General features: G+C 35.3%; 15 protein-coding genes. 5 read left to right on the top strand and 10 right to left on the bottom strand.

Going from position 1 to position 17,476, the window contains the following annotated elements:
* Nucleotides 1–3: 3 nt before the first annotated feature.
* Together K6119_RS12450 and K6119_RS12445 are read right to left on the bottom strand one after the other, a co-directional pair.
* On the bottom strand, nt 4–504 hold the full coding sequence (locus tag K6119_RS12450; RefSeq protein ID WP_221832167.1) for a dihydrofolate reductase: 501 nt from the start codon (nt 502–504) through the stop codon (nt 4–6).
* A 13-nt stretch (nt 505–517) separates the two neighbouring features.
* Nucleotides 518–1,342, bottom strand: a complete 825-nt coding sequence (locus K6119_RS12445; protein WP_221832165.1) for a thymidylate synthase — start codon at nt 1,340–1,342, stop codon at nt 518–520.
* Nucleotides 1,343–1,501: 159 nt separating this feature from the next.
* Between K6119_RS12445 and K6119_RS12440 the strand changes: the two genes are divergently transcribed.
* Nucleotides 1,502–1,930, top strand: a complete 429-nt coding sequence (locus tag K6119_RS12440) for a hypothetical protein (RefSeq protein WP_221832163.1) — start codon at nt 1,502–1,504, stop codon at nt 1,928–1,930.
* Here K6119_RS12440 and K6119_RS12435 read toward each other — a convergent pair whose 3' ends face one another.
* The 5 genes from K6119_RS12435 to K6119_RS12415 all read right to left on the bottom strand — a co-directional run bounded on the left by K6119_RS12435 (nt 1,931) and on the right by K6119_RS12415 (nt 9,763).
* On the bottom strand, nt 1,931–5,809 hold the full coding sequence (locus K6119_RS12435; RefSeq protein WP_221832161.1) for an adenylate/guanylate cyclase domain-containing protein: 3,879 nt from the start codon (nt 5,807–5,809) through the stop codon (nt 1,931–1,933). It abuts the gene before it with no gap.
* A 4-nt stretch (nt 5,810–5,813) separates the two neighbouring features.
* Nucleotides 5,814–7,643 carry a SpoIIE family protein phosphatase gene (locus K6119_RS12430; protein WP_221832159.1) on the bottom strand — a complete coding sequence of 610 codons (1,830 nt, stop codon included), beginning with the start codon at nt 7,641–7,643 and terminating at the stop codon, nt 5,814–5,816.
* A gap of 9 nt (nt 7,644–7,652) precedes the next feature.
* Entirely contained in the window at nt 7,653–8,663 is a 1,011-nt protein-coding gene (locus tag K6119_RS12425; RefSeq protein WP_221832158.1) for a hypothetical protein, read from the bottom strand.
* 1 nt (nt 8,664) lies between these two features.
* Entirely contained in the window at nt 8,665–9,126 is a 462-nt protein-coding gene (locus K6119_RS12420; protein ID WP_221832155.1) for a YfiR family protein, read from the bottom strand.
* A gap of 124 nt (nt 9,127–9,250) precedes the next feature.
* Nucleotides 9,251–9,763 carry a ferritin gene (locus K6119_RS12415; protein ID WP_221832153.1) on the bottom strand — a complete coding sequence of 171 codons (513 nt, stop codon included), beginning with the start codon at nt 9,761–9,763 and terminating at the stop codon, nt 9,251–9,253.
* 107 nt (nt 9,764–9,870) lie between these two features.
* On the opposite strand from K6119_RS12415, the gene rnr reads away from it, so the two are divergent.
* Complete coding sequence (gene rnr, locus K6119_RS12410; RefSeq protein WP_221832151.1) at nt 9,871–12,006, top strand: ribonuclease R; 2,136 nt, start codon at nt 9,871–9,873, stop codon at nt 12,004–12,006.
* Here the strand turns inward: rnr and K6119_RS12405 are convergent, their stop codons facing one another.
* Together K6119_RS12405 and K6119_RS12400 are read right to left on the bottom strand one after the other, a co-directional pair.
* The gene (locus K6119_RS12405; RefSeq protein ID WP_221832149.1) at nt 12,007–12,702 is read right to left on the bottom strand and encodes a DUF2490 domain-containing protein; all 696 of its coding nucleotides are present in this window, start codon (nt 12,700–12,702) and stop codon (nt 12,007–12,009) included.
* Nucleotides 12,699–13,085, bottom strand: a complete 387-nt coding sequence (locus K6119_RS12400) for a hypothetical protein (RefSeq protein ID WP_221832147.1) — start codon at nt 13,083–13,085, stop codon at nt 12,699–12,701. The genes K6119_RS12405 and K6119_RS12400 overlap by 4 nt, the downstream gene beginning before the upstream one ends.
* Before the next feature lie 173 nt (nt 13,086–13,258).
* Here K6119_RS12400 and K6119_RS12395 point away from each other — a divergent pair, with 173 nt between their 5' ends.
* The 3 genes from K6119_RS12395 to K6119_RS12385 are packed head-to-tail and all read left to right on the top strand — an operon-like array spanning nt 13,259 to nt 17,083.
* Entirely contained in the window at nt 13,259–15,805 is a 2,547-nt protein-coding gene (locus K6119_RS12395; protein ID WP_221832145.1) for a CotH kinase family protein, read from the top strand.
* Between the two features lie 3 nt (nt 15,806–15,808).
* Entirely contained in the window at nt 15,809–16,834 is a 1,026-nt protein-coding gene (locus K6119_RS12390) for a PorP/SprF family type IX secretion system membrane protein (protein ID WP_221832144.1), read from the top strand.
* Between the two features lie 42 nt (nt 16,835–16,876).
* Entirely contained in the window at nt 16,877–17,083 is a 207-nt protein-coding gene (locus tag K6119_RS12385) for a hypothetical protein (protein ID WP_221832142.1), read from the top strand.
* On the opposite strand, the gene K6119_RS12380 is transcribed toward K6119_RS12385, so the two are convergent.
* Complete coding sequence (locus K6119_RS12380; RefSeq protein ID WP_237828014.1) at nt 17,080–17,421, bottom strand: gliding motility-associated C-terminal domain-containing protein; 342 nt, start codon at nt 17,419–17,421, stop codon at nt 17,080–17,082. The genes K6119_RS12385 and K6119_RS12380 overlap by 4 nt on opposite strands.
* Between the last annotated feature and the right edge of the window lie 55 nt (nt 17,422–17,476).

Raw genomic sequence — 17,476 nt, 5'->3', positions numbered from 1 at the left:
AAATCAGTTTTTACTGTATTTCCAAACTGTGAAAGGATACTTATTTTTTTCGTCTATTTGATGTTCAAAAAGAAGACTTTTATTCCATTTGTTTTCGTCAATTTCAGGAAAATAAGTGTCTCCTTCAAAGGAATGATCTATGCGCGTAATTAACAGTTCTTCAGCTAACTCATTATCCAAGGAATATTTGTATATCTGACCACCACCAATGATGAAGATATCGCGCTCATCATTTTTATATTTTTCAATCGCTTCTTCAATTGAAGTAAATGCTTCACACCCTTCATCTGTAAAATTTGGATCACGTGAAACAACAATGTTTAGTCTATTTGAAAGAGGGCGGTATTTATCCGGAATTGAATTCCAATTTTTTCTACCCATTATTACAATATGTCCTGAAGTGCTTTCAGTAAAAAAACGCATGTCAGCCGGCAAATGCCAGATGAGATCATTGTCTTTACCAATTACATTATTGGCCGCTATTGCAACAATCATTTTAATCATCTTTCTGTAGTTATTAAACGGCTACTATGCCTTTGATATGTGGATGTGGTTCGTAATTAACCAATTCAAAATCTTCAAACGTAAAATCAAAAATGCTCTTGATTTCAGGATTCATTTTCATGACTGGTAATGGTTTAGGATCTCTTGATAATTGTAAATTTACTTGTTCGTAATGATTACTGTATAGATGAACATCTCCAAAAGTATGCACAAAATCTCCGGCTTCTAAACCACAAACCTGGGCTACCATCATTGTCAATAAAGCATAACTAGCAATGTTAAAAGGTACTCCTAGAAATACGTCTGCACTTCTTTGATATAATTGACAAGACAATTTTCCGTCCGCTACATAAAATTGGAAAAAAGCATGACATGGAGGTAGTGCTGCTTTACCGTTGGCAACATTTTCTTCAAAAGAAACTGAAGTATCTGGCATTACCGAAGGATTCCAAGCAGAAACCATTAATCTTCTACTATTTGGATTTTTTTTGATTTGTTCAATTACTTGAGATAATTGGTCTATTCCTTCTCCATTCCAGTTTCTCCATTGAGCACCATAAACTGGTCCTAAATCTCCATTTTCATTTGCCCATTCGTTCCATATTCTTACACCATTATCGTTCAAATATTTAATATTGGTGTCTCCTTTAATGAACCAAAGCAATTCATAAATAATTGATTTAAGGTGTAGTTTTTTAGTGGTAACCATTGGAAATCCCTCGTTAAGGTCAAACCTCATTTGATATCCAAAAACACTTTTAGTACCGGTACCTGTGCGGTCGCCTTTTTCTACACCTTTTTCTTTAATGTGTCTTAATAAATCCAAATACTGCTCCATATCGCCTATTTAACAAGGCTAAAATTACGGATTTACTAAAGATGCGCAGTGTTAAAAACCTGGATACATTTAAACAAAGTAGTAGGTTTTTCAACATAGGTGCTTGCTTATATTAAAATAGATTTTACATTTGTCGCTACCTATAAAACCTTGATAACCATGAAAAAAGCAGTTTTGTTGTTGGCATTTTCTATTGCTACCATCTCATTGGCTAATTCTCTTCCTAAAAAAGCGGTAGGTGAATACTACGCAGAAGTACAGGATTATGAGTTTAAAAAAGAAAACAATAAAAAGATGCGAGCTTCAGGCTTTGACATTGCTCTAATACTTAGAGAATCATCAGTTACTTATCATTGTGGAAAACTTCATTTTGAAGGCACTTATCAATCAATCGTTGCTAACGGTAATGAAATTGACGTGAAGTTGAAAATGGGAACTTCTGTGGAAGTTGCTTTTGATATGAACGTTATGATTGATACTAAAGAAGGATCTATTCTTATTTCAGGAATGGAAAGCGTACCTTCTACTGAATTGTGGCGTTCAGATGTTATTGAGAAAAAGAACAAAGGTGGATTTGGAAGACTTTAATTAGTCTTTGTAATCGTAAGTTTCAAGCTTTTGCTTAATCTCTTCTATGTGCTTTAATTTCTTTGCACGTCTTAATTTTATTGCGCTTTTAGTGAAGTAGGTGTGAGCTTCCAAGAATTTAATTTGGATCTTATCCCATTCTCTGTCACTATTTAATTTACCGTGCTCTCTAAGCTCTCTTCTTAGCAGGTCAGCTATTTCGTGAAAATCATCTCTACCTAAATAATCCAAGTCGGCATCACACATTATTTGTTCTAATAAATTGGTAGGACTTTGTGGAATTTCTGTTGATTTTATAAGGGCGTCAATGATGTTTATTTGATCATCAGTATAACCATATTTAGGAAGTATTTCTCTTGCTAATCTCATTCCTACTGCTTCGTTATGCTCATATTTTTCAATGAATCCTGCGTCATGATAGGTTGCAGCAGATTTTAACAAGAAAAGATCCTCATCCGTAATTCCTTCCATGATGGCTAAACGCTCAACTGCTTTAGTAACATCAATGGTATGATTAATACTGTGATATAATAATTTAGGAGAAAGCTGACTTTCAAGAATTCGCATAATGTGACGCTCAGCCTTCATATAATTGATTGAACTGTATAAATGCAGATCTACAATCTTCCAGAACTTTTTGTTAGGTTTTAATCCTTTTCCTCCTACAGATAACTCTGGCTTGATGCCTTTTACAGAGTACATATCCAACATCCCTTTATGTTTGGTTTGGATTTTACCTCTGTAATTACAGTCAAAGTAAGGAGCTATGTATTCATAAGTGTTTCCCGATACATTTACAATACCAGGTTGGCCATGCATCTCCATTCTTTGAGCCTGGTTTACTGATGCTCCCCAAATGTCATAAGCAAACCTTTTTAATCCAATTACACCGGCAATAACTTCTCCTGTATTAATTCCAATTCTAATTTTCCAGGTGTTTGGATCTTGTTCAGCCCTTATTTCCATGTAATTTTGAATCTCCAAAGCTGCCAGGGTAACTTCAATTGAATTGGATTTATTTCTAATAGGAACTCCTCCGGCACACATGTATGAATCTCCAATGGTTTTAATTTTTTCTAGGTCATATTTTTCAATAATCTCATCAAATTTTGAAAAATATCCATCCAATTGCATTACCAGTTCTTGAGGTTTCATATCCTCTGCAATCTTAGAAAAGCCAACGAAGTCTGTAAACATTACAGAAACGTTTCTATAGTATCTTGCCTTAGATCTCCCCTTATTTTTTAGTTCTTCGGCAGTGCCCTCAGGTAAAATATTTAATAGGAGTTGTTCAACCTTAACTTTTTCCTTTTCAAGCAATTCATTTTGGTGCTCAATTTTGGCGGCTTGAATCTCTGCTTTTTTGGCTTGTTCCTGGATTTTCTTACTTTGTTCTGTAATCTGTCTTGTACGTTTTACAACTTCTATTTCAAGGCGTACTTTTTGACGTCTAATTTTATCTAAACGTCTTCTGTACATTACAAAACCAATGAATGTGATTAATAGAATAGCTAAAATTCTAAACCACCATGTTAACCAAAATGGAGGCGTAATTTTAATGGTTATCTCTGTCGGGCGTGTGCTCCAAATGCCATCTGCACTTTGAGCAAATACCTTTAAATTATAAGATCCCGGAGGTATGTTTAAGAAGTTTACTTTGTATTCATCTTCTAGTATTGTATATTCTTCTTCATGTCCTTCAAGAATGTACTTAAACTTGTTTTTCGCAGGATTTGAAAAGTCGGTAGCTGCGAATTCAAAACTTATGTCATTTTGATTATAGTCCAATTCTAAACTTTGTCTTGAGATGACATTTTTAGCTATCATCTGTTTCTTTTTAGATCCTTTTGGAGATAGTAAAACAGAGGTAATAATTACTTCTGGAGCATTTGGATTTATATTAATTTCTGATGGGTTAAATACGTTATAACCGTTGATTCCTCCAAAGTACAATTGACCCATAGAGCTTTTCATATATGCCCCTGAATTGAACTCATTTGATTGTAAGCCATCTTTTACTCCGTAAGTGCTTATGTGCTCAGAATTAATTTCGAATTTGGATAATCCTTTGTTTGTACTCATCCACAAATTTCCTTCATCATCAGGCAAGATTCCATAAACAACATTGTTTGAAAGGCCATTGGCTTCGTTCCAGCCTGTTGCGTTGTTAGTGTTGAGGTTTAACTTCTTTAATCCTTCTCCGTATGTTCCAAACCATAGAAAACCTGGTTCAGTTTGAAGTATGGTGGTAATTTGACCATTTTCTTCATTGTAATTATTAATTGGATAATGTCGAAACTCTATTTTTCCTTCTTGGTTGGTTACCATATTGTACAGTCCGGAATTGGTAGTAACTATCCATATTTTTTTAGATAGATCCTTATATATGATCTTAACTGCACCATCTCCAATGCAATTATCTGATCCGTCATACTCATAGAATTCGAATTTCTTTGTTTTCTTATCAATGATGGATAATCCGGATCTTGAACCTATCCAAAGCCTATCGGCATCAGCATCAATAATTTGGTAAACTCTTGTGTAAGATGAATGATGATCATCAACAAATTTGATTCTTTCAAAGTTGTAGTTATAATAGTTTTTGTCGGATGTTAGCCTAAATAAACCATCTTCATAACCAAGCCATACTGTTTGTGGGTCTTCTACATAAATGCACAGTAGATAGTGCTGGAAATTGTCCTTTCTGTAAATGTGATAGAACTTATTGTCAGCCTCCTTGAAAATGGTTAAATCTTTCTTGGTTCCTATATAGATATTGTGAGCGGTATCTTCAGCAAATGACCAAACATTGTAATCAATTAAGCCTTGTTCTGGATTGTTGTTTAGAGAAACTGTGGTAAATCCTTGTTTGTATTTATCAAATTTTGAAATTCCCTTTTCAGTTCCTACCCATATTACTCCATTTCTGTCTTCATAAATACAACTTACATTGTTGTCTACAATGGTTGATTTGTTATAGGGGTTTTTAGCATATTGATAAAGATGTGATTTGCCTTCTGCATTGGTTTCATATAGGTATAAACCGTTTTCAGCTGATCCTAACCAAATGTGTTCGTCATTTTCAACATAGATGTATTTTAACTTTACATCATTCAGTAAATTGTTAGGAAGCAAGGGCTGAAGTATTGTCTTGTCTACCACAAAGAAAGGTCCTGTTTCTGTACTTAAAATGACATGTCCATACCTGTTTTCTGTAATGTGATTGATTTGACCCAATGCTCCCAGGTCGACATTCTTAACCTCTGTAAACTCTTCGTATGGCTCTGATGAATAGTAAACTTCTCCATATTTAGTTCCTACCCAAATATTATTGTTTCTATCGCAGTAGAGACTAGAAAAGGCTGAGTTTGAACCAATGGTGGTGATGTTTCTTACTTTTTTGGATCTTACATTGATTACGTTAATTCCATGCTTTTCTGAAAGCGCCCATAATTCTCCATATCCGTCGAAAGTTAAATGGGTGAATATATATCCTTTTAATTCTGGGAAAGTAGTGCGATTAACTTTAGTGATTTCACCTGTTTTGGTATTTAGTTTACCTAAGCCTCTGTTGGTACCAAACCACAAATTTCCACTGTTGTCAGGTAATAAATTGTGGACATAATTATTCGGCAATGAAAGCTGATTGTCTCCTTTGTTTTTAACAACCTGGAAGTTATAACCATCAAATCTGTTAAGGCCGTCTTGAGTAGCTATCCAAATATATCCTGTAGCGTCTTGTTGAATACTGGTCACCTGACTTTGAGATAACCCATCTTCAATTGTATAAGTATCAAACTTAATACTCTTTTGTTGGCCATTACTTAATAGACCAAACTGAAAAATAGAAAGGATAATGAGTAAGCGACGTACGTTCATTAGACTAAATGCGGATTCCTATAACAAGTATATCATCTACTTGTGCATAATCTCCTTGCCAATTAACTATGGTTTTGTTTAATTCTTTTCTCTGCTCATCTGGTGACAATAGATGAACTCTCAATAACTCTTCCCTAAATGTTTTGTAAAGGAATTTTTTTCCTTTGTCACCTCCAAACTGATCTGCATATCCATCACTGAACATGTAGATTTGATCACCTTTTTCCAATTGAAATAGCTGATTGTTGTAATTTTTTGTTCCTGGATCAAAAGACCCTATGGCGAATTTATCTGCAGGTAGGATGATAAATTCTTCGTTTCTGATTATATAGATTGGGTTGTAGGCTCCAGCAAATTCAAGCTGTAATGTTTTGTAATCTATAGAGATTAGAGAAAGATCCATACCATCTCTTACGTCATTGTCTTCTCTTGTTTTGTTAAGAGTTTCTGCAACAAAACTGTTCAATTCATCAATGATGCTTCCCGGTTTATCTGTGTGGTGTTCTCTTACAGCTGCATTCAATCCATTAGCTCCTACTAAACTCATAAACGCTCCTGGCACACCGTGTCCTGTACAGTCAACTGCTGCACAATAAGATTTTCCATTCAATTGATCAAACCAGTAGAAGTCACCTGATACAATGTCTTTAGGTTTAAATAACACAAATGAATTGGGGCAAATGGTTTTTACCTTTTCTTCAGGTGGCAAGATAGAATACTGTAGACGTTTCGCGTATCTAATACTGTCTGTAACGTCTTTGTATAGCTCTTCTAGTTTTTTATTTTGAGATTCAATCTCGTCTTTTTGCTTAACAACTTCCTCAGTACGTTCTTTCACCTTTTGCTCAAGAATACGCTCAGTTTCGGCCAATTCATCCTTCATTTTAAGCAGGGCATGTCCAAGAACGTCTTCATCACTCAAAGGCTCATATGGATAGCTAAAATTACTTTGACCTACTTGATTTGCAAAATCGGTAGTACGTTGTAATCCGTCAACCAGCTCTATCATTGCTTGTGACATATCACCAATTTCATCATTTCTGATAACAATTTTGGTGTCAGGAAAAATACCTTTACCCAATGATAATAATATACTTCTTAATGATCTTACAGGCTTTACAATTGAGTTAGTAGTAAAGGCAGCAATGACCACAGCCAAAATAATTAGTGCTGCTCCTAAAATCCAAAAAATGGTTAGGCTTTGGAATCTCTTTTTCGCCTTTTCAGAAGAGTTTTTCACCAATTCCAAAGCATCTGCTTCTTTGCGCTCTAAACTGTTTTGAAGGGTGAGTAGGTTTTGGTCTATTTTACCCGCTAATACAGGAATATCACCATCTTGCAATACAAAAAATCGTGCTTGTAATGAGAACAAAGGATCGTCATAACTTGCAATGTCTGGTAGCAACATCATCACCTCTTCATAAAAGGCAAAAAGCGTATCAATCTTACCAATTGCATTATTTAACACCAAAACATCATGCTCATCTTTCCAGTTAGCAGAAAGCGCAATGATTTCATCCCTTGTGCTTGGGATGTTTTGCTGCATTAAATTACTCAGTCTGATTTTATCAGGAGTGTCGTTTCTTCCCTGGTGATCAACCCATTGGATGGCCAATAATTTAGATTCATTAACAAGGATTCTAAGTTTGGTTACTTTCTCTTTAGATGGGGTAAGAACCTGTATCAGTTCATTGGAAGTGTTGTCGTTTTCGCGGAAGGTTTTAATACCATTATTAACTGCAAAAAAAGTAGCCCCAAAGACTACTATTATAAACAGAATAAGGACGCCAAATCCCGTCCCTATTTTTTTTCCTATGGTAAATCTAAAACTCATTCATGCATCTTACTCCTCCATCTCCAAATTCTCCAGCATCTTGTTGTACTTAATAAACTTGTCTTTATCTTTTAGGGTTGTGTCGTAAATCCTAACTAAGCTTTCCAGTGCTTCTCTGTCTTTAGGATTTTTGTCAACTCGCTCCAGTAATTTAGGCAAATTCTTTTCATCTAGCAATGTTTGATGTTTCAGATAGTTTTCATTGTCTAACAATCCATAGTAACATCCTGTAATCGCTTCAATAACATCTAATCTGTCAGGTTCAATTTCTCTAGCTCTTAGTAAATAAGGAAGTGCCTTTGAAAAGTAATCCTGCACCTTTGCTTCAATTGCCGGTATTTCTTCAATTGGTGTAAGTGGATCTATGTTTACGGCAATATCGGCACCTTTGTTATAGTAAGTAACACCTAAATTGAAATTCGATTGGAATTGTGTGCTGTCTTTTTCTAACACAATCAAATAACATTCAATTCCTTTATTAATCAATTTTTCTTTTTCTTCACCTTCTTTAATCGAAGCTGTTTTCAAACATTTAGCGCCTAAAGCGTTGTAATATTCAATGTCAGAAGCAGTAAAATCTTGTTGCGCATTAACGTACTTTTTATAGCTGGTAATGTATTTTGAATAAGATTTTTCTGACGCATTTAAATCGTTATTTTCAAGATAAACCACGGCATCATTGTAATATCTGATAATGGTATTGTGCAGTAAGCTTGTAATTTTTTCTTCATACACCTTAGCAGAATCAACATTTCTAGCCTGAACAAAAGATTCAATTGCAATTTCTCTTGGCTCAAGGTTTTCAGGTGTTTCTAATTTTTTATAAATCAAACCTCTTAACTGCCATGTTTGAGAATTAAAACGCTCGTTTGTTATAATGGCTGAATCAATTTGAGTTTGAGCACATTGATAATCCTTTTCCTTATAGCAGTTGTTTGCGGCAATAGTGTACGCCTGACCGTATACCTTGTTGGCTAGCAACAACAGCATCAATAACGATATTTTAATTACGGTCTTCATTTTATTCAACAACTTTGGTTGCCAGATCTAATAATCTATCGGCAATTACAAGTTTGTGCTTTTTTGCATTTGATTTATTAATCTCAAATTTTTGCGAACTACCTTCCACTACAAAATTGATAGCTGCACCTTTACTTAGGTAACCATCTTTTTCTGTAACAAAAAGCGTGCTTTTATTTTTAAACTGAGTTTCTAAGGTTGAAAATGATGAACTTTTGGTAGGTGTAATGTACAAAATGTGTGCATCAGATATTTGAGTAGATGAAGTATAATTTTGAACTACGATTTCCTGGCTACCAATTGCCTTTCCCTCATATTTCATTTTTAAACTTTCATACACCCCTTCTTTTGCTCCATATACACCAATAACAAAATTGCCCTTTCTGTATTCAGAAGGCCAATCAATTAAAGTAGCAAAATTGTATAAATACAAAGCTTTAACGGGAGAACGTGTGTCTCTCATCTGCGTCTGTGACGGCGGGAAAAAAGACCAGCTGCACAAGATCAGACCAATTATTGCTATGTATATTTTTCTACTCAAAAGTTTGAAATATGGATTCCTAAAGTACTAAAAGTATGCCAAAAATTTAAGCTTGTTCATTTGCGATAGAATCAGCCTGGAAATTTTCAAGGTCTCTATCAAACAAATACATGCCTCCCTTGTCGTTTCCTATTAGCTTCAACTTGTCTAAAATAGTACGCGCCAAAGCTTCTTCTTCTAATTGTTCAGAAACATACCACTGCATAAAAGTATGTGTGGTATAATCTTTTTCTTCCAGACAAATAAATACAACTTCGTTAATTGAATTTGTAACCGCCACCTCATGACTTAACAATTGTTCAAAAACTTCTTGCAGTGATTCAAACGAAATGACATCTGATTTCAAAGAAGGAATAATCGCTTTTCCACCACGCTCATTTACGAATTTTACAAGACGCAACATATGTTGTCTTTCTTCATCAGAATGAGCATACAAAAAGCTTGCTACACCATTGTATCCAGCATTCTCTGCCCATGATGCCATTCCTAAATAATGATGTGATGAACTAGCCTCTAATTCTATTTGCTTGTTCAGTACTTCTTCAATTCGTTTATTCATAAATGTTTATGCTTTTTTTGTCTGCAAAGTATAAGCTTACGAAAATACTGAATAGTTGCGGATTTCGAGGGAAATTATTGATATTTTTGGAACAGAAATAGAAATCAATGGGCAAAAACAATAAGAAAGGCAAAACAAAATTGAGCAAAAAGTTACGTGAAGACATCCTAAGTCTTTTTGCCGAAAACCCCAATAAACAGTTAAATTATAAGCAAGTTGCAAGCTTTTTAGAAGTCCATGATGGAGAGATCAGAAAGCTCATCTATACTATTTTAAATACACTAAGTCAGGAAGGCTTATTGAAGGAAGTTCAGAGGGGTAAATTTAAAGCTATGAATATTCCTAAACAGTCAAGTAAGCTGATAGGAGTGTTTGATGCCGGAAGAAGAGGATCAGGTTATGTTATTGTAGAAGGTTTTAACGAAGATATTTTTATTTCTGAGAGGAATACAGGTAGGGCCATGAATGGAGATACCGTTGCTGTTGAATTGACACGAAGCAAGGGGAAAAAACTAGAGGGAAAAATAACTAATGTTATTGAAAGAAAGAACAAATTGATAGTTGGATCATTAGATATCCAGGATCATTTTTCATTCCTTGTTCCTGATGACCCAAAACTTAATGTAGATATTTTCATTTCTGGTTCAGCACTTAAAGGAGCTCAAAATGGGGACAAGGCAATTGCTGAAATTACTGATTGGCCGGATACAGCAAAGAGCCCATTTGGTAAAATAGTTGAAGTACTTGGAAGACCCGAGTCCAATGAAGCTGAAATGAAGGGAATTTTAGCGGCAAATGGAATAAAGTTCACTTTTCCTGATGAGGTGCTGGCAGAAGCAAGCCAAATTTCTATGCAATTACCTGAGGAAGAAATTGCCAATAGAAGAGATTTTAGAGATATTTTAACCATTACTATTGATCCAATTGATGCAAAAGATTTTGATGATGCATTGTCAATAGAATTTCTGGATAAAGAGATGATTAGGGTCGGAGTTCATATTGCGGATGTTGGGCATTATGTGAAGGAGGGATCACAGTTGGATATTGAGGCACTTGAAAGGGGGAATTCTGTTTATTTGGTAGACAGGGTTATTCCAATGTTGCCAGAGCATCTTTCAAATGGTGTTTGTAGTTTGCGTCCGGATGAAGACAAATTTGCCTTTTCGGCAGTTTTTGATCTTGACATGAATGGTGATGTTCATTCACAGTGGTTTGGTAAAACTGTTATTCGCTCCAAAAGAAGGTTTGCCTATGAAGAAGCTCAAGAAATTATTGAGAGTGGAAAAGGAGAGTTATCAAAAGAAATTTTAACGCTTGATACAATAGCCAAAAACCTTAGAGATCGCCGAATGAAAAAAGGTGGTTTAGAAGTTAATACCTCTGAAATCAGATTTCAGTTAGATGAGGCAGGCAAGCCCGTTGAAATATTTAAAAAAGTTCAAAAGGATGCCAATAAACTGATTGAAGAATTCATGCTTTTGGCCAATAAAAGTGTAGGGAAATTTGTTGGTGATGTAAAACAAAAACATCCGAGAGAATTGATTTATAGGGTTCACGATAAACCAGACCTTGAAAAAGTGCAGCAATTTGCTGTTTTCGTTTCAAAGTTTGGAAAGGCGTTTTCGTTTAAAAATGAAGATGATATTGCCAAAAACATGAATAAGTTATTTCATGAAATGAGGGATGAGGCGGAGTATAATGTGATTCAATCAATGGCAATAAAATCAATGGCTAAGGCTGTTTATGACACGGAGAACATAGGGCATTACGGTCTGGGGTTTGAATATTATGCTCACTTTACTTCTCCAATTAGGAGGTATGCCGATTTAATGGTGCACAGGGTGCTCTTGAATAAATTAAATGGCACTAAGTCGCGAATAGAGGGTATGCAAAAGACGGCTGAGCATATTTCACAAACTGAAAGAAGAGCTGTTGAAGCCGAAAGAGCTTCTAAAAAGTATTTCCAGGCTGTTTATTTGGAAGATAAAGAGGGTGAAATCTTTGAAGGAATAATCACAGGTTTAACCGATTGGGGAATATATGTAGAATTGCTTGAAAACTTCTGTGAAGGAATGATTTCTCTTAAAAGCTTGAGAGGCGATAGCTATTACTTTGACGAGAATGATTACGTGGTATATGGAAAAAGATCAGGTGATGAATTTAACCTGGGTGAACACCTTAGAGTTAAAATTGCAAAGGTTTCATTAGGAAGAAAACAGATTGACCTAGAGTTGGTTGAATAATTACTTTTTCTTTTTGTGTAAAGATTTGAAAGAGTAGTTATACTGAAGACAATAAATGTGATTCAAGTTGTCTGTATTTCTGTTTTCATGTTCATACATATAAAACACAGTAATTTCATGTCTTTTAGGAAGATCAAAAGTCAAACCTCCTTTAACTCTGTAGGTGTCTAAAACATTACTATTATTTGGTGGTAATGCTATAAATAGTTCTGGTGAGATGAATGGCTGTATCAATTTAAATTCGGGGTGCTCATAATCAAATTTCAAGCTAAAACGCAAGGTGTTCTTTTTGTTTGGAACTACGTCATTTACTGTTTTGAATCGATCAAAAGCATGTTGATACCTGGTTTTTAATCTAGCAGATAAACCAAATTCAGTTTTGTATTTCCATGAGATATCAAAGCATAAACGACTTTCATTGAAGTAATAGCTTCCTTCATTTTTTCTAGAGTATCTATATACGAATCCTGCGTCAAAACCATATTTAAGGTCGTATCCTACACCAAGTTCTGAATAGTATTGAGATAATCTACTAGCATTTTGATCTAATCTAAATTGAGTTTCATATTCAACTTTTAGATCTTTTGTAATACCCAAATCTAATCCAACACCTGTCCAAAACATAGCGTCAGTTTTTTGTCCCACAGCAGAAAACGAAACAAAGAAGAGCAATATAAATGAGAGTTTTTTTATCATTTATAGATTACTAAGTCCTCTAATGTATAAGTTGTTCCCTTTTCTGTAATGTCTACAGTTTGTGAAACGATAGTGTCTCCACTTGCACAAGCATCACAACGTGAATAGGCAAAAACGGTATACTTACCTGGAAGTAGATTGGTAAATTGGTAACTTCCTTCGTAACTAGTGGCGAATTTATCGTCATAAATTTCGTCATCATCACCATACAAAATGTACACATCTCTATCAGCCTCGTAGTATTCAGCCAAAATCTGTCCTAGCACATTGGTTTCAATTTTATAGACTTTACCTTCAATTGTTGAGGTGCCTCCTAGTCCTGGTTCCTTGTTGCAAGCCGTAAGAGCAGCACCTGCTAACAAGATTAAAATCAGTTGTTTCATCCTTTTTCAAAATTAGGAAATGATTTGATAAAATTCTCTTAACATTGGATCATTTCGTTAAATACTTCGTAAAATGTTGAAAAATAGGAGGTTTTCAGTATCTTTAAGCGCATGAAGGTTGGCCTATTTGTTAAATATGCAACCTTTTACCTCAGAAATGTGTTTATTGTGTTATGAAAACGTTACTACTCTGCGTTGGATTGGCTGTGGGTTCAGTCAGTTTTAGTCAAGTGATTATTAATGAATATTCGTGTTCAAATCGCACAGGTCCTATAGACGCTTACGGAGAAAGAGAAGATTGGATAGAGCTTCACAATATTGGTGCTTCGGCATTTGATTTATCCGGCTTTTTTCTATCTGACAATCCAAACAATCTTGCTAAATGGCAAATCCCTGTCGGAGCATCAGTTCCCGCAGGAGGATACATGATGGTTTTTTGTTCAAAAAGGGATGAACTAAATGGAAATGAGTTACACCCAAATTTTGCTTTGACGCAAACAAAAAACGAATGGATTATTTTGTCTTCAAGTGGTGGTGCTATTCAAGACAGTCTTGCCATTGTGAACATGACACAAAAAGATCATTCTTATGGTAGAACAACAGATGGTGCTTTGACATGGAGTCTGTTTTCAAACCCTACTCCTAATGGTGCTAATACAGGAGCCATTAACTATTACACTGCTAAGCCTACTATATCACTAGCTGCCGGATTTTACACTGGTTCACAAAGTGTTACGCTGGCCACAACTGATGGTTCGGCTACTATTTATTATACACTTGATGGGTCTGTGCCTACTACGGGTTCAACTCAATATACTGGAGCTATTAACATAAGTTCTACAGCTGTTTTGAGAGCTAGAGCATTTTCTTCAGATCCAAATACTCCTCCAAGTTTCGTTGAGTCAAATACTTATATTATAGATGATTCACATACGCTTCCTGTATTATCAGTTTACGGTGATCAGGTAAAAGACTTTTTAGAAGATAATGCACCAGGATCTTTCAGTAATAATTTTGATGGAGGTTATGAGTTTTTTGAAACAGATGGTAGCATGGTGAATGAAGGAACCGGTTATTACAACAAGCATGGTAATGATTCATGGGCTTATGATCAAAGAGGTTTTGACCTTGTTGTAAGAGATGAGTATGGGAGTATGAATGCGATTAGACATGATATATTCCCGCACAAAAACAGAGATGAATATCAAAAATTGATAGTAAAAGCTGCCGCAAATGATAATTATCCATTTTCCAATGGAGGTGCCCATATTAGAGATGCTGCTGTACATACCTTATCACAATATGCAGATCTAAGATTGGATGAAAGATCTAGTAGGTTCGGAATTGTTTACGTTAACGGTGAATATTGGGGAGTTTACGACATGCGTGAAAAAGTTGATGACTCTGATTTTACAGATCATTATTACAATCAAGATAAATATGACATTGAATTTTTAAAAACCTGGGGTGGAACATGGGCAGAATATGGTGATCCTGCTATGACTGAATGGAATGATTTGGTGAACTATATTACAACTGGAGATATGACAGATCCGGTTCAATATGCTTATGTGAAATCTAAATACAATACCGGAAGTTTAATAGACTATGTGGTTTTGAATTCATATATAGTTACTTCAGATTGGTTGAATTGGAACACAGCCTGGTGGCATGGACATATTCCTGCCCCAGAAGCGGATAAACAAAAGTGGAGATATACACTTTGGGACAATGATGCCAGTTGGGGTCATTATATCAATTATACAGGTATACCAAACACAAATCCAGATGCTGATCCATGCAACCCGGAATCATTACCGGACCCAGGTGGTCAAGGGCATATTCCTATTTTGAATAAATTGATGGAAAATCCTGAATTTGAGCAAGAGTATATTGCCAGATATGCAGATTTGATGAACACCTATTTTTCGTGTGATTACATGATTCCTTTTATTGATAGCATGGTTGCTGTTGTTGAGCCAGAAATGCCGGATCAAATTGCGAGATGGGGAGGGTCAATGGCTACCTGGCAGCAAAATGTGCAGGACTTAAAAGATTATATCACGCAAAGATGTACTGAAATGGCTGCCGGAATGGTGGGTTGTTATAATTTATCAGGTCCTTATGATATTACTGTTGATGTTGATCCTGTAGGAAGCGGTCAGGTTAAAATAAATTCTATTTATCCACCTTCTTATCCTTTTACAGGACAATATTACGGTGGAATGCTTACTATTTTCAAAGCCAACCCAAATGCTGGATTTGCTTTTGATTATTGGGAATCATATAACCACACTTTCATGGCTCCTGATAGTTTAGTTGATTCATTGAATTTTACAATGGCTGATACTATAATTGGTCATTTTATTGATACTACAACAACCAACCCACCACCACCGCCTCCGGGTGGAGGAGGAAATCCTTTACCAAATCCAACTGGATTTACAGGTGTCCATGTTCCAAATGCTTTTTCACCTAATGCTGATGGAAACAATGATGTTTATTCAATTTATGTTGGATGGGACGTAACAAATTTCCAATTCCAATTATTTGATAGATGGGGTAATGCGGTATTTAAATCTTCAACATATGGAGATGTTTGGGATGGAAGATATAAGAGTAAGCTGGTCAACAATGGAATCTATACCTATGTGTTGATTTACGATTCCTCTGAAACGGGTCATCATGAAGAAACCGGTAACATAACTGTAATAAGGTAAGCTGTGAAAAAGTTATTGTTATCTCTCTTATTGTTACCTGCTGTTTCTTTTGCACAGGATATTCATTTTACGCAACAGCAAAACAATCCAATGTTGATGAATCCTTCTTATACCGGATTTTTTCAGGGATGGGAAAGGATAGGCGTGTCTCATAAAAGTCAATGGGTGAGTGCGGGAACAAAATTTCATACTACCGCGATAGCTATTGATGCTAATTTTTTCAAACCAAAGTTGGGTAATAGAGCTCATATGGGAGCAGGATTAGTGCTTTACAATGATGTAGGAGGAGAAAGTAAGTTCGGAACCAAGCAAATGTTGCTTAATTTCTCTGCTATTGTTCCTGTGGCTGAACAGCACACATTATCAGCAGGTATGCAATTAGGAATGGGGCAAAGAACTGGTAACTTAAGCGCACTTGTTTTTGGAAATCAATGGAATGGTTCTGAATTAGATCCTTCATTGCCCTCTAATGAAAATAATGGTTTAGTATCTTTTGTTTATCCTGATATTGGTTTTGGTGTAAGCTATAGATATGGAAATTCAAAAGTTGGTTTTGCAAGAGATGATGCTACCGATTTTAGAATTGGATTCTCTTATTTTCATATTAATAAACCTAACATCACTTACACTTTTGGTGTTAAAGAACCTTTGTATTCTAAATTTGGTATTAATGCTTATTTCCTTAAAGAAATTTCTGGATCACCATTTGGATTAGAAGCAACTTTTAACCAGTTTTTGCAGGGCCCTCACAGTGAAACAATGATCGGTGCTTTTGCCAGATATAGATTAACTACTGGAGGTAAAACTACTGGTTTGACAAGGGATGCTTATTTAACTGCCGGTTTGTTGGTAAGGATCAATGATGCAGTTGCACCTATGGTTGGCTTACAATGGAAAGGATTTAATTTTGGTATTTCTTATGACGTAACATTGTCAAAACTGGGCCAGGTTGCCAGAGCAGGTGGTCTTGAATTTTCATTGTCCTTTACCAATATGGATTTTGCCTTATTCAAAAGAAGACGTCATTAAGCTGAGGTAATTGTTCTTATTTTTACCTTCTTTCTTTGATCAATGACATCTAAAAAACCAAAGGTAGACCTATCTAAATACAGGAATCATCAACGTAAATTTCCATGGGGATTAATTAGGAAACTCATAATTGCCGTTGTTATAATTGGTTTGGTTTATTACTTTGTTGATATAATAGAGAAAAGAAACGAAGAGCGTTTAAAGCAAGAATATAACAGTAAAGAAATAGAGGTTGAGGTAGAAATTTAATACTGTACTTGAAGTGTTTCTTGATCTGTTCTTACTTCTTCACCTACTCTGATTTCAACGATTACAAAGTACGTTCCAGGGCTAACTTTTACACCAGCATGTGTATGTCCATCCCAGCTCCCATTTAATCCTTCAAATCTGTAAACTAATTCACCTTGACGATTGTAAATATTGCAAGTTAATTCTTCGAAACCCACAGCGTTGATCTTAAAGATATCATTGATACCATCTCCATTTGGCGTGAAAATATTAGGAATTTCAACGACATTTTGCTCACCCCCACCTTGTGAAAAGGCATGAGATGATGCTAAAAATGTAAGTAGTATTAGAGTTTTCACTAGCCTCATTCGAACTTTAATTTACGAATTATTAACAAATTTACCTATTATTTCC

The organism is Paracrocinitomix mangrovi (assembly GCF_019740355.2).
GTDB lineage: Bacteria > Bacteroidota > Bacteroidia > Flavobacteriales_D > Crocinitomicaceae > Paracrocinitomix > Paracrocinitomix mangrovi.
Note: the sequence above shows the minus strand (reverse complement) of the source record. Positions and strands in the feature narration are given on the sequence as shown.